This is a genomic window from Paenibacillus sp. FSL R10-2782, from assembly GCF_038592985.1.
Taxonomy (GTDB): domain Bacteria; phylum Bacillota; class Bacilli; order Paenibacillales; family Paenibacillaceae; genus Paenibacillus; species Paenibacillus terrae_C.
Window position 1 is genome coordinate 5560587 of record NZ_CP151951.1, and the last position, 14519, is coordinate 5575105.

Consider the following 14519-nt stretch of genomic DNA (forward strand, 5'->3'; position numbering starts at 1 on the left):
AGCCTGTATTTACAAGTATCTATGATATTAGTCGCTATCTAGCATTGCATAGTTGCGTAAAAGGTTTCAAAATTTTAACCTTTTCACGACACTGTCTTACTTTAACATAGCTTTTACAAAGAATTCAACTCCACCCCAATTCCTTCCTGACACGCAAAAAAATCCGCGCCCGGCGCGGATTCCAATGTCCTGTTGTGAGCATGAGCATTACCCATAGTCGAATCGTTACTATTTAAGCATACCCATCAGCTTGTTATACTCTTCTTTCGTTAGATACTTCGCAAGCACCTGCTGGATATCCTGCAGCTCCTGCTCGGTCAGGCCGCCTTCCATCGCGGCAGATATTTTTTGCATTTCCTCCGGTGGCAATTTATTCATCAGTATCGCAAAAATCTCCTGCTTCTGCCCGGCGGGTAAGCTGTTCTTTTTTTTCGTCAAATGGTCAGGCGTAATGACCAGGTCATGACCTTCAATACTTGTTTCAGGTGTAGCTGCACCTTCTGCCTGTTGCCGTGACACGCCGCCCGTTGCACCAGCCGAAGAAGAACCACCCTCCTGCGGGGTTTTCCCATTCGTTGCCCCACTGGTTCCCGTGCCTCTCCCACTCTCATCTAAGCCCTGTCCCATAACGGATAAAGCATCATCAGGCGGTGTTACACTTTCCGAACTACCGCCCGTAGCTTTGTTTTTTCCTGTATCAGTACTTTTATCGGTGCCAGAGCTTCCGTTCAACCAGCCCAGTCCCCATATCGGCTGATGATCCAACTGAATGTTAAACTGCCGCAGCAGCGATTGAACATAGGCATTCACAACCACGCCTGTTACCGCCAGTGTTAAAGCGCTGACCAGCACCACCGTCATTCCTTTCTTAAGTAGCCATCCAAGCCACCTCATATCCCATTCCCTCCTTATACGCATCTTGCCATGTGTACATCATGAAGTGCATATAGATCAGTATTGACGAGATATGACGATTTTTAACCCTTGGAATATGTAAAACTAGCACGATTGGATAGTAGATGTAATTCTTACATGAATCAGCGTGTACGGCGCACCCAGAAATGGAAAATGTCGCTGCGGACATAATCCAGCGAATACAACACCTGTCTGTTCAGCTCATCATAATGAAGCTGCTTGAGCAGTAACACGGTAGCCTGCGGCTGCTTCAACAGACGCGTCATATGGGCATCGTCATGATTCGGGACAGTAAGCTCCGAATACGCGCCAACAATTCGTACCCCGGCTTTAAGTTCCAGGCTTTGGAAAAGCGAACCTGAAAAAGACCCGCCGTCCAAAATCGAACCTGCTAATGTCTCCGGCATCCAATTGATAGAATGTGCTACCGCTTCTCCATCGGCTGTGCGAGTCCGCTCCAGAACGATCATAGGCTCATTCTCGGAAAACCTCATTCGTTCGGCAATATCAGGGGGACATACCGTCATCCTCTTGATAGATTCCAACTGCTCATCCTCCCTCAACCCTGCCGAACGGATCATGTCCCCGATGCTGTACAGGCGGTCCAGCGAGCTTGGAATGCTTGGCAGCGGGCAAGTAGCGAACGTACCACTCCCGTGCTTCACCAGCAGCTTGCCCTCCGATTCCAGTTGACGAATAGCTCCCCGTAGTGTCGTACGCGAGACACGGAAGGATTGGGAAAGTGCAGCTTCCGAAGGCAGCCGATCTCCAGGGCCAATCTGGTTAGCCTCTATATATTCTTCTATAAGCTGCTTAATGTTCTCCTGTTTTGTTGACACCGTCCGAAGCCCAGCCTTTCTATTGTATTAAGCCATATAAATCGGATTCGTAAAAGCAATCATCATCACACAGTCCTCCATGCAGCCATAAAGCTCGGCCCGTAACCAGCCTTTTCCTGCGGGATCTTGTAATGATAGCGTATATTCACCTGATTGAGCAGGGATCTGAGTCTCAGAGCATACTCCATGACTACTTGTCAGCAAAAGGCGAAGGTTCTGAGGCTCAAGGGTGTAATGGGCTGCTCTCGTTTCCACATCCAATTGAACCGTCACAGACAGTGAATCCTCCACAGACAGCTCTACACATTCACCGATGTGATATCGCTTATCACTACCCTTAACCTGTGCCGACATCGTCAGTAACGGTCCCATCGTAACCGACACCGAACCGAGGCGGATCGCCTCAACTGCCCGGTTAACTAAGCTCTCCTGCTCTTCTGCTTCACCATGAACACCCAGATACGTGACAGCCGGAAGCGCATCATCCCGTTTGGATACATGCCAGTCCCGACCGCTTACCGCCGTGATGCGATACCCCTGATTCAATAAATCCGTCCACATGGCGAACGCCCGCTGGCTATCCCGCTTAATAGACGGCATAAGTGTTGACCAGACCTCAATATAATCGACCTCATGCCAGTCCTGGATGGTATACTCCCAAAAGCACCCCGTACAGATCGGGCTTCCGATCCTGAATGGATGGGCAAGTCCTGCAATGCCTCCCTGCTCATGCACTTGCCGGATTCCCTCATGAATGTCATCCGGCCCCAGCACTCGCCAGTCAATAAACCGGTCTACCCCCAGCGTCAGCATATGCCCGTAAAAAGTCGTCCACTCCATCCCTGAAATGATCGGGACACCGAACTGCTGCTCGACCCGGTCCTGATCTACAAGTGCCGACTGCGTGTTGTGATCCGTCATAGCGATGCATTCCAGCCCGAGGTCCGCTGCGCTTTGGGCAAGCTCCTCCAGCGTTTGCTTTCCGTCGCTGTGAAGCGTATGGGTGTGAAGCTCAGACGGAATCCATTTAAGCATATATGGCTTCCTCCCCCAATACGTGAATTTGGTAAACAAGCGTCTCGGTCACAACGGCATGCAGACTGACGGTAATCCGCCACATGCCCGCCGGATTATCTCCTGCGAGGAATCCCGGCGAAGCCCCAGGCGAACCGAGCCAATGCTCCTGTTGCATCTCGGGACGATGTGCATTTCCCCGGTGGCGGAGAGGGTCATCGACAGACAGCGTCAATAAATTTTGCAGTGGCATATACTTCTTCCACAGATCTGATGAATGTCCCGGTTCGTCGTATCCGTATTTGCTGATGCTTTCCTCAATAATCTCTCGCGCTTGCTCCTGATCCTCCAATAACTTGGGGGTGTAAGAGAAGTGAATACGGATCGTGTCAGTCGGCTGCGGGATGTGAAAAGAGTACGTAATATGGCTCTGGGTACAGGTTCTATCGACCGTTCCTTCCACATACAGGAGCCTGCTCATGACTCCCCATCCTTGCTTGTCGGGTCATCCACAGCACGGTTCTCCGTACGATTTAAAGTATGTTGGCCATCACCCGCCCCGTCTTTGTCTGCTGCCCATAAAATACCCGCTGGATGATGCCGCGTTAGCTCAATCACCCGGTCCGTACGAATACCAGGAAACTTCGGCAGGTTTTCCTCGTTTAGCGTAAAAGCATACAGTCCAGCCACTTCCATGCTGTCTGCACCGCCTTCCAGCAATACAGCTCTGATTTCAGCTATATCCTCAAGCACAGCCTCTCCAGATAACTTGACCGTGGTAGAAAAATGCGACTCTGCACCCTCATAAGCAGCCCTGAAATCACCCAGTCGCAGATCATGATAGCACGATGAATACCACTGCTCCGAGCCATGAAGGCGAAGCTCTATATCCACACAGGCATCTTCCTCGCGTCGGTTAAAGCCCGGCTTGGACACTGGAGACGATTCACTGCTGGAATCCCTTAAGGGGCGTTTTGAAGTCTGGATAAATACATAGCTGCGCTGATGGGCAAGCATAATGGAAGACGCATTTGATGGCATTTCCAGCTCCTGCTGACGCTCCATCTCCCACCCGGTGACCTGATAGGCAAAAGGAAAACGGCTCATGACCGCCTCACGCGGCTCTTCCTCTGGCTTCCATTGGAAAGCAGGCGGCAGCATAAAACGATAGTCCGAAGAAATGTCATCCTTAAAGTTTCCATTCGTCGTTGCGGATTGGAGAACAGGATGCCCGCCCAGATCATAGTTGCCATTAAACGCAGTCGTAATATGATGTGCCCCCTGGAAAACAGCCTCCAGAACGTTGCCCCCGGCATCCAGCTCGACGCGGTACATCCATTCGATATCGGTGGTTCTTCCCCATTTGCTCATAAGCAGCGGTGCAGGCGTTCCTTCATCCTCATGGCTGAACATCATCTGGTATTCAATGATCGTTTTCCCCTCATTCTCTTCCATGGAGTAGAACAGAACAAGCGGTGTATCTGTAAAACGATTCTCATAGGGATGCGCCAGATTACGTCCGTATAAAAGCGGGGTGTGGCGATAAATCAGTGATCTTGGAGAAGAATCAGCCACGCAGCGCAGTTCAACCCCGTCGATCCATGCTCTGGATACAAGCGGAGCCGACTCCAGCTCACGAAATTCGGCATAGACCTCATAATCGCCTTCTTTTAGATACCCCAACAAACGGGTGTACACTCCCTGACTGCTGCCATAATACAAAATAACATCCTGATTATAGGCTTCGTTCAGGTAGAGGCGTACGAAGGCGGATTCCCGATCTGTCGCAGCCCAGTCACTGTCTGATCTGGCGAGCAGATCAAGCTCCGCGAACCCGTCTTCGGGCATGGAAAACGTGAACCGGAATCCGTTCCCCGGACTAAGCTCAACCTCCGCTTTGTGTAAGGCAATCCGATACCCGCAATCCAGCAGGTCCTTTTCCCACACTCGCCCACTAAACCCCGTAATCTGCACCTCTGCTTGGCTGTTCATCCCTGTAACCTCCTCAGTGTATAGCGGCCTTCTAGCTCGCCTCGGCATCCTTCACCATAGTCCGAATATAAAAGTAGCCCATAAAAGAACACAGTAAAAACATAAACACTGCCATTGCGCTGGCTGTATGCGTCTCCTGATAGCTGGAAAATACCTGCTGCATCGCCACACCCAGCACCTGCGGCGAGTTGGCGCCAATCAGGAACGGAGCTGTGAAGCTGCCCATAATCCCCATAAAGATGAAGGTCACCGCAACCCACATCGTTTTGTAGGAAAGGGGTAAAATAAAGCGCCCAAACAGTTGCAGCGTGCTGGCTCCCGCGTCTCTGGCACTTTCCACAACAGCGTTCGGAATGCTGGCCAGCGCCGAACTTAGCAACATCGTTGCGAACGGAATGTTAAACCACAGATTAGCCAGCACCAGACCTTTGTAGTCGTAAATAATCCTCGGAATGGTTTCAATACCCAGCGGCAACAAAAGGCGTGCAGCCCAGCCATGATTGCCGTACATCGTAATGATCGCATAGGTTGCAATTACGCCGGGAACGAACATCGGGACAAAATACAATCGCCCGATCCATTTGACGACAAAACCTTTTCCAAATCGCAAATAAATCGCCAAAGCGTAGCTGATGACCAATGTGAGGGCCGTCGAAACCAGCGTGACATTGATCGTATATATCATATTTTTTCGCATCGCAGGCTCTGTGAACAGGCGGATATAGTTCGCCAGCCCGTAGCCTGTTCCATGCTGATCAATCAGACTTTCCTTTACGGCATAGAGAATCGGAATTATGACGACAACCAGCAAAATGAGAAAAGACGGGATGACTAGGGCAAGCCCCAGCATCCCCCTTTTGGACGATGAACTCATGATTAACCGCCCGCTACTTCACTCTGCCAGCGTTTGTAGATTTCCTGCTGGAGCTCGCCGCTGTTAAAGCTGCGGTATCCAGAAGATACACTGTTGAATTTTTCTTGCAATTCACTTGGCATCAGACTCCACTTAATCCCCGGATAGCCGTACATTTTGTTAATAACAACCGTTTGCGCTTCTGGCGTCAGCACATAATTCAGGAATTCTTGTGTTGCTTCTTTTTTGGAGGAAAGCGAAGGAACCATCAGATAAGACGGACCGCCTGTAAATGCAGGGTCGATCTGTGTCAGCTTCACCGTGTCTGGAAGCAGACCCTTAGCCAGTTGTTCGAGCGCCATATCGGACCAGGCCGGAACCATGTCCACCTCTCCACTTGCCAAAATATCAAGCGTGCCTTGGTTCTTTTTCGGATAAACTCCCTTTTGGTACATCGAAGGACCCAGTTCCTTGAGCAGCGAGAAGCCTTGATCCCATTTCTTCATATTGGCCGGATCATCACTGTTCATCGCTTCTGGAGGAAGGAAGTTATAGATAACCGTGTTCACAAACGAGCTACCCGATCCACCCGTGGACGGGTCGTTATAAGCAAATTTGCCCGGGTGCTGACGAATCCACGTATACAGCTCATCCGCTGTTTTCGGAGGTGTCGCTACTTTTGCACTGTTGTAGGCGAGAACAACCGAAGATGCCCGATATGGAATGGCCTGATTGTTGACTTGTTTGAGATACGTTTCATCGACATTCGCTAGGTTAGGAACCTTGGTAGTGTCCACCGTTTCCCACAGCTTTTCGCCTACCCCTTTAGTGATGTCATCCAGACTGCCTTCGTACAGGTCGATATCTGTATCGGTTTGCCCGCTTTTCTTAGCTGCAATCAGACGATCCAGCGTAGATGCGCCCCCGGTTCCCGCTGGCAAATACACCAGCTTGACCTTAACGTGATCATTTTTAGCTTCAAAGTCCTTGATTAACGTTTCCCACAGCTCTTTGACGTTCAAGGAACCGCCAGTGTACAAGGAGATTTCTGTCGTTCCCGTAGCGGCTCCCGCTTTCGTATCCTTGGCTTCCCCTGTAGCTGTAGCGGCATTACCGCCGTTTCCACAGCCAGCCAACAACGATAAACTAAGCACTCCAGCCAAAATCAGACCCATCTTCTTTTTCCCAAACACGTTGTTGCCTCCTTTAGATAGTTGCACAAGTTCGCAGCATCACCAGATGATGCGTTCATGATGGACATTGATGCGATGTAGAGGTTGATCGTGAATCTTCACTGTGCTGCCGGAAAAGTAACCATTTTACTGAAGCTGAATCTGATCTGCTCTCCACTGCGCAGCTCGGCTGCCCGTTCACGCGGCACAAACATTTTCAGATGATCGGTACCGCTATCCAGCGAAACCTCCGCATAATGCCCGAGAATCATCACTTGTCTGATCGTTCCGGCTAGAGAGCCGTTTTCTTCGGTCGTCAGAACAATATCCTCTGGCCTTACACCGACCATAGATTCACCTGTATATTCATGCTCTTGTGCAAACGGTATGCCGCTCACAGAGACACTGCGACCTGTACTCACCCCCTTTAATAAATTGATGCGGCCAATAAAGCCCGCTACAAAAAGCGACTGTGGCTTATCATAAATCTCCTGTGGCGACGATAGCTGCTCAATCCGCCCCGCATTCATAACAACAATCCGGTCGGAAATCGACAGCGCCTCCTCCTGATCGTGGGTGACAAACACCATCGTCATCCCCGTCTGGGTCTGGATGTCGCGCAGCTCCTCCCTCATCTCCATGCGCAGCTTGGCATCGAGCGCGGAAAAAGGCTCGTCCAGCAACAATACATCCGGCTTGAGCAGCAGAGCCCGAGCGAGCGCTACCCGCTGCTGCTGACCGCCCGAGAGCTGCCCCGGCGTTTTACGCTCTGCGCTCTCCAGCCGAACCAGCGCCAGCGCTTCCTTTACCTGGCGGTCGATTTCGGCCTTTTTCACCTTGCGAATCTTCAACCCGAAAGCAAGGTTGTCATACACCGTCATATGCGGCCACAAATTATAGCTTTGGAACACCATAGCGGTTGGGCGTTTTTCGGGTGGCAGCTTGAGCACACTTTTACCCTGAATCTGAATGTCGCCACTGTCCGGGTCCAGAAAGCCGCCAATGGAGCGAAGCACGGTTGTTTTACCACAGCCGGAAGGACCGAGCAGGGTCACAAGCTCCCCTTTCATCACGTCAAGTGAGATGCCCTTGACTCCGTCTCCCGTCTTAAAGCGTTTGGTTAACTCACGAATGGATAATTGAATGGACATTAGCTTTGGCTCCTTTTTTCAGGATTTTGCAAAATTCGATTTCAGTCGCATTACTTCACCTGGAATCCGCCAGCCAGCACGTCCGCGCTTACGAAACGCCTTGCGGCCAGCAGCAGGATCACCGTGGGCAGAGTCAAAATGACGGAGAATACAGCACCCGTAGTACTCGGATAATCCGCAATAATGGAATACATAATGACAGGCATCGTTTTATAGTCCGGTGTCCCGACGAGCAGCGTTCCCTGAGCCTCATCTAATGAAGCGAGAAATGTAAAGATGGAAGCGACCACAATGCCGGGCAGCGCCATGGGGAACGTAATTTTCCAGAACACCCGTAACGGTCCCGCCCCGGCATCCCGGGCAGATTCCTCTTGAGCGCGATGGACGCTGCGGAACGCAGAGGAAGGAATCCAGGTCATGTACATCAGCGTGTTCACCATGTGGATCAATACAATGCCCGTAAAGGTGTTCATCAGCCCGAATTTGTAGAACAACACCGCGATAGACACGTACAATCCCATTTTCGGAAAAGCATGCGTGAGCAAAAATGAAAACAAAAACCACTTGCTAAGCGGAAACGAAATCCGCGCGAAGGCGTAGGCAGCGGGAACACATACGATAATCGAGCAGACTGTAACGGTAATAGCGATCAGGAAGGATAGAGATATGGAGCTGAGCACATCATCCTGCGTTAATACAAACTTCCACCATTCCAGTGACAAGCTCTGTGGCAGCGGTGCAGGATACTGCCATTTTCCCGAAATTGCCAGCAGCAATAAATTAGTTAAAGGCCCCAGGAAAAAAATGACGAAAATAACGAGCACGATGAACTCCACAATTTTGCGTGTGCCAAGTGAGCGAAGATACCAGTTCATAATTCATCCCTCTCAAGACGTCTAGACGTCCGAATCTCTTTCTATCTGGATTATAGAGAGGGTTTGTTATCACAAATCGACATGGGCGATAAGATTTTGTAAAGGGGGCAGAAATCAGAGGAACGCTTTTTACATTAAAAAAGGAGAGGGAGGCTTTAACAGCCTCTCTCTCCTTGAACGTGCAGGAATAGCTATACAATTGAATAGGCGTAACGCCTTAACAGATAAAACGATTCCGCTGGTTTACAGATAAATCGGAAGCACCTGGTTCGTTTGGTCACGGTTACGACCAACAGAGAAGATTGCAATTGGAATGCCTGTCAGCTCAGATACACGTTGTACGTAATTACGAGTAGTCTCAGGCAATTCCTCCAGCGTTTTCACGCCAGTAATGTCTTCGCTCCAGCCTGGCAGTTCCTCGTATACGGCCTCGCACTCCGCCAGCATTTTCAAACTAGCCGGATAATGCGTAATCACCTCACCGCGATACTTGTAGCCTGTGCAAATTTTCACCGTTTTCAGACCTGTCAATACGTCCAGCGAGTTCAAGGACAGACCTGTAAGTCCGCTGACACGACGCGCATGACGCACAACTACACTGTCGAACCAGCCAACACGACGAGCACGACCTGTAACGGTACCGTACTCATGGCCTGTTTCACGGATGTAATCACCGATTTCATCATTCAGTTCCGTTGGGAACGGACCGTCACCGACACGAGTTGTGTAGGATTTAGCTACACCGATGACTTGTTGAATCTTGGACGGGCCTACACCGGAACCGATACATACGCCGCCAGCCGACGGGTTGGAGGATGTAACGTACGGATACGTACCTTGGTCGATATCGAGCATAACGCCTTGCGCGCCCTCGAACAGTACCTTTTGATTCGCATCAATCGCATCATTCAACACAACAGACGTATCTCCTACATAAGGACGGATAAATTCAGCATACTCCAGATACTGTTTCAGTATTTCTTCTACATCCAGCGGCTCGCCGCCATATACTTGTTCAATCATATGATTCTTTTCTTTTGTTTGATGGCGCAGCTTCTTTTCGAATTCCTCTGCATCCAGCAAATCAGCAATACGAATACCATTACGTGCAGCTTTATCCATATAAGCAGGGCCGATCCCTTTACGCGTCGTACCGATTTGGTTAGGTCCTTTGCGGTCTTCTTCCAGCACATCCAACGTGATGTGGTATGGCATAATAACATGTGCACGGTCGCTAATGACCAGATTTTTCGTAGAAAAGCCATTATCGTGAATGTAAGTAATTTCTTCAATAAGAGCGGCCGGATTAACTACCATGCCGTTGCCAATGACACACTTTTTATCTTCATAAAAAACGCCGGATGGAATCAGGCTCAGCTTGTACTTTTTACCGTCAATGAGAATCGTATGACCAGCATTGTTTCCGCCTTGGTAACGGGCCACCACTTCAGCGCTTTCCGCCAGATAGTCCGTAATTTTACCTTTGCCTTCGTCTCCCCATTGTGTTCCCACAACGACTACAGTTGACATGTTTCATTCCTCCGTGGAGTGCCCACAGACACTCTGATTTTGGGCTGACGCGCTACGTATATCTGACTTAAACCGCCTGAGCGGACAGATATAGAACGTTCTCGGACAGCAGGAAAAAACGTCCGTCGCAGACATTCCGTAGGTACGGAAAGCCCCGGGCGTAATGATCTCCCCACTGCGTTGAAGCAGCACTATAAGTGTAACAGCACCATTTTTCAAAGTCAAATAAAAAGCGAACATTATATCACATGAAAATAGTATTGTTCGTAATTGAGAGTTTCGGTCCTTATATGAAAACATATGAATACCGTGTGTAAAAGGCCCCTTCGACATCGCGGAACCGCGTCGAAAGAGCCTTTTTTCAAATATATCATTCCGCTAGCCAGCGAATGCATCCGAATGAGCGCGCTCGTAATTGGCGAATTTATTATAATTTTTGAGAAACACCAGCTCTACCGTACCGACCGGGCCGTTACGCTGCTTGGCAATGATAATCTCAATAATATTTTTCTTTTCCGTTTCCTGATTATAGTAATCATCCCGGTACAGAAACGCGACGATATCAGCATCCTGCTCAATGGAACCAGATTCCCGCAAGTCACTCATCATCGGTCGCTTGTCCTGACGCTGCTCTACACCCCGGCTTAGCTGGGAAAGGGCGATGACAGGCACTTCCAGCTCACGGGCAATTTGCTTCAAGGTCCGTGAAATTTCGGATACCTCCTGCTGCCGATTCTCGCCCGACTTCCCGCGCCCATGAATAAGCTGCAAGTAGTCGATCACAATCATGCCGAGTCCCTTTTCCGTCTTGAGACGACGGCACTTGGCACGGATATCCGCAACCGTAATACCGGGCGTATCATCGATATAGATTTCAGCCTCCGACAAGGCCGCAATGCCCATCGTCAGCTTCGCCCAATCGTCGTCGCCTTTAAAATCACCTGTCCGCATGACGTTCGCGTCCAGATTGGCCTCGGCGCAGATCATCCGCTGAACGAGCTGGGCCGCCGACATTTCCAGACTGAAGATAGCAACCGTCTCCTTTGCCCGAACTGCAACGTTTTGCGCAATATTCAGGGCGAACGCCGTTTTACCCACGGATGGACGGGCTGCCACAATGATTAGATCATTGCGCTGGAAACCCGCTGTCATCTTGTCCAAATCAACAAAGCCGGACGGAATCCCGGTCGTATTACCCTTGTTCTGATGCAGCAGTTCGACCCGATCGAACACTTCCATCACGACATCGCGGATGGCAATAAAACCGCTGCCCGAGCGTCCGTTGGAGATCTCCATAATCTTGCGCTCGGCATCGCTCAGCATACCAGCGACGTCCTCGCCGCCGCTATAGCCTTCGCTCACAATCTGCGTGGCTGCACGAATCAATCGGCGGAGCATCGCCTTTTCTTCAATAATCTGAGCGTAGTAATCCACGTTGGCCGCTGTCGGCACCCCGTGAGCCAGCTTCGCCAGATAGCTGACGCCCCCGATATCCTCCAGCTGACCCTTGTCCTGAATTTTCGAGGTCAGTGTAACCAAGTCTATCGGCTGTCCAGATTCACCCAGCTCAATCATCGCTTCGTAAATCATCTGGTGAGCCTTATCGTAAAAATCCTCGGTCTGCACCCGCTCCATCGCTGTAATCAGTGCTTCGGACTGGAGCAAAATGGACCCGATAACCGCCTGTTCTGCCTCCAGATTTTGCGGAGGAATCCGATCGAAAAATTCGCCGCCCATAATTATTCTTCGGTCACCTGTACCTTCAGCGTAGCTTTGACCTCAGGATGAAGCTTAACGGTCATTTGAGTCACGCCCAACGTACGAATCGGTTCTTCCAGCTCGATTTTGCGTTTGTCCAGCTTAATCCCCGTTGCAGCGACCGCTTCCGCGATTTGCTTGCTTGTAATTGCGCCGAACAGTCGACCGCCTTCACCAGCTTTTGCTTTAAGCTGAACAGTTGTGGATTCCAGCTTTTTGCCGAGTGCCTGCGCCTCTTCCTTTTCTTCTTGCTTGCGCTTTTCCTCAGCAGCGTTCTGGTTCTCCAGCGTCTTCATATTCCCTTCCGTCGCCGGGCGGGCAATACCGCGCGGCAGCAGGAAATTCGCTGCGTACCCGTCCGATACTTCCTTAATTTGACCCTTCTTGCCTTGGCCCTTCATATCTTTAATAAAAATCACTCTCATTCAAATAACCCCTCTTCCCCATCAATTTCGGCCAGCACGTCGACCACTCTGCGTTTGGCTTCCTCCAGCGGACAATCCAGCTGAACCGCCGCATTCGTCAGATGTCCTCCGCCGCCTAGCCGTTCCATGACGACCTGTACGTTCATGCGTCCGAGTGATCGGGCGCTGATCCCCACCAGGCCGTCAGGACGTTCACTGACCACAAAAGAGGCCAGTACATCCGTCATATTGAGTAATGAATCCGCCACCTGAGCAATCAGGAGCTGCGGTATCTTCTGTCCGGGCTCTGTCACCGCAAGCGCGATGTGCCCATATATCATTTTAGCATGCTTAATAATTTCCGCCTTAGCAATATATTCATCCAGGTCCTCTTTTAACAAGCGCTGGATCATCACTGTATCCGCCCCGCTACGCCGCAAAAAACCGGCAGCCTCAAACGTCCGCGAGCCTGTATGCAAGGAAAAATGCTTGGTATCCACCGTAATCCCCGCAAGCAGCGATGTCGCCTCCAGCGGCGTCAGTTGAACCTTCTCATGAATATATTGCAGCAGCTCTGTCACCAGTTCACAAGTCGACGACGCATACGGCTCCAAATAAATCAAAACAGAGTCGTTAATAAACTCCTCGCCCCGACGATGATGGTCTACAACGACCACCCTGCTCGCCGTCTGCACCAATTTGGGCTCAATCGTCATCGAGGCCTTGTGCGTATCCACCACGACCAGCAGGCTGTGCTCAGTCATCAGTTGGAGCGACTGCTCCGGCGTCATGAGCGCTGCCGACAGATTCTCGTCCTTGTTCACCTGCTCCATCATCCGGTCGATGGACGGATTGGATTTATCCAGCACGATGTGCGCCTCTACGTTGTAGAGCGCTGCCGCCTTCCACACCCCGATGGCTGCTCCCAGTGCATCCATGTCCGGTATTTTGTGCCCCATGATCAGCACGCGGTCGCTCTCCTGCATCAGGTCGCGCAGCGCATGCGCAATGACCCGCGCGCGCACCCGTGTACGCTTTTCGACAGCATTGGACTTGCCGCCGTAAAAAGATAGACGCTGTCCGGCCTTCACCGCCGCCTGGTCGCCCCCCCGTCCGAGCGCCATATCCAGACTGGACTGAGCCAGCTCACCCAGCTCCTTGATGCTCTCCGCGCCGAAGGACAAACCGATGCTCAGTGTCATCGGCACTTTCAAATCGGCCGTCATTTCCCGCACCGTATCCAGAATAACGAATCGACTTTGCTCCAGCTCCTGAAGCGCCTTGTGATTCAGCATGATGAGATAGCGCTCGGATGACAAACGGCGCAAATAAATATTGTACTGGTTCGCCCATGCTGTGATCTCGCTCGACACCTTTGCAATAAGCGCGGTACGCTGCTGATCGTCCATTCCCTGAGCAGCTTCATCCATATTATCAAGCATAACGATGCCGAGCGCCAGCCGCTCGTTCTCATACTGCTTGCGCAGCACCGCCAGCTCCGTTACTTCATACAAATAAATCAGACGCTCATCCAGCACGATGAGGAACTGATAATAGCGCTCATCATGCTGTAGCTCTACCTTTAGCTCACGAACAAGCTCCTTCGTTTCCTTTTTGGCACCCAAAGCCCCTGCCAGCTGGGGAAAAAGGTCCTGGAGCGGCTCGCCTATCAGTGATTGGTCCTCGAACATTTCCCCAGCAAACCGATTGTGCCATTCTACCGTTCGATTTTCGCTGTATAAAATGATGCCGAACGGCAGTGAGCTGACCGCTTCCCCTTCCACCCGCTTGATGCGAAAGGAAAGGCCGCTGATATATTGATTCAGTTCCCGACGGAAATCCAATTCCGTCTTCAGCATCAGCCCGCCGAGCAAGAATGACAGCAGCAGTCCCATCACACCCAGTTCCCAGTTATACATGGAAATACATATGACAAGCACCAGCAGCAGTAAAAACGCCCAGACAGTATGATAGCCGTGCCAGCGTTTTTGTAGAAATTTAGGCATGACTGTTCAC

13 protein-coding genes are annotated in these 14519 nt (G+C 50.8%); all 13 read right to left on the reverse strand.

Going from position 1 to position 14519, the window contains the following annotated elements; translation table 11 throughout:
- Positions 1–228 precede the first annotated feature (228 nt).
- On the reverse strand, positions 229–894 hold the full coding sequence (locus NST83_RS25320; protein ID WP_342416114.1) for a hypothetical protein: 666 nt from the start codon (positions 892–894) through the stop codon (positions 229–231).
- Between the two features lie 143 nt (positions 895–1037).
- Positions 1038–1754, reverse strand: coding sequence for a GntR family transcriptional regulator (locus tag NST83_RS25325; RefSeq protein ID WP_137060949.1), 717 nt, complete (start codon positions 1752–1754; stop codon positions 1038–1040).
- Between the two features lie 27 nt (positions 1755–1781).
- A complete protein-coding gene (locus NST83_RS25330; RefSeq protein WP_342416115.1) occupies positions 1782–2789 on the reverse strand; it encodes a CehA/McbA family metallohydrolase in 1008 nt (335 codons plus the stop codon).
- The gene (locus tag NST83_RS25335) at positions 2782–3249 is read right to left on the reverse strand and encodes a hypothetical protein (RefSeq protein WP_342416116.1); all 468 of its coding nucleotides are present in this window, start codon (positions 3247–3249) and stop codon (positions 2782–2784) included. The genes NST83_RS25330 and NST83_RS25335 overlap by 8 nt, the downstream gene beginning before the upstream one ends.
- Positions 3246–4760, reverse strand: coding sequence for a hypothetical protein (locus NST83_RS25340; protein ID WP_342416117.1), 1515 nt, complete (start codon positions 4758–4760; stop codon positions 3246–3248). The genes NST83_RS25335 and NST83_RS25340 overlap by 4 nt, the downstream gene beginning before the upstream one ends.
- A gap of 31 nt (positions 4761–4791) precedes the next feature.
- A complete protein-coding gene (locus NST83_RS25345; RefSeq protein ID WP_342416118.1) occupies positions 4792–5634 on the reverse strand; it encodes an ABC transporter permease subunit in 843 nt (280 codons plus the stop codon).
- 2 nt (positions 5635–5636) lie between these two features.
- A complete protein-coding gene (locus NST83_RS25350) occupies positions 5637–6806 on the reverse strand; it encodes an extracellular solute-binding protein (protein WP_342416119.1) in 1170 nt (389 codons plus the stop codon).
- 98 nt (positions 6807–6904) lie between these two features.
- Positions 6905–7936 (reverse strand): ABC transporter ATP-binding protein, encoded by a 1032-nt coding sequence (locus NST83_RS25355; protein WP_342416120.1) that lies wholly within the window; start codon positions 7934–7936, stop codon positions 6905–6907.
- Positions 7937–7986: 50 nt separating this feature from the next.
- Positions 7987–8811 carry an ABC transporter permease subunit gene (locus NST83_RS25360; protein WP_137060955.1) on the reverse strand — a complete coding sequence of 275 codons (825 nt, stop codon included), beginning with the start codon at positions 8809–8811 and terminating at the stop codon, positions 7987–7989.
- A 243-nt stretch (positions 8812–9054) separates the two neighbouring features.
- Positions 9055–10341, reverse strand: a complete 1287-nt coding sequence (locus NST83_RS25365) for an adenylosuccinate synthase (protein WP_137060956.1) — start codon at positions 10339–10341, stop codon at positions 9055–9057.
- A gap of 378 nt (positions 10342–10719) precedes the next feature.
- Positions 10720–12078, reverse strand: a complete 1359-nt coding sequence (gene dnaB, locus NST83_RS25370) for a replicative DNA helicase (protein WP_014278975.1) — start codon at positions 12076–12078, stop codon at positions 10720–10722.
- 2 nt (positions 12079–12080) lie between these two features.
- Entirely contained in the window at positions 12081–12524 is a 444-nt protein-coding gene (gene rplI / locus NST83_RS25375; protein WP_014278976.1) for a 50S ribosomal protein L9, read from the reverse strand.
- Positions 12521–14509: a DHH family phosphoesterase gene (locus NST83_RS25380; RefSeq protein ID WP_342416121.1), complete on the reverse strand. Its 1989-nt coding sequence runs from the start codon at positions 14507–14509 to the stop codon at positions 12521–12523. Before NST83_RS25380 ends, rplI begins: the two co-directional genes overlap by 4 nt.
- Positions 14510–14519 lie beyond the last annotated feature (10 nt).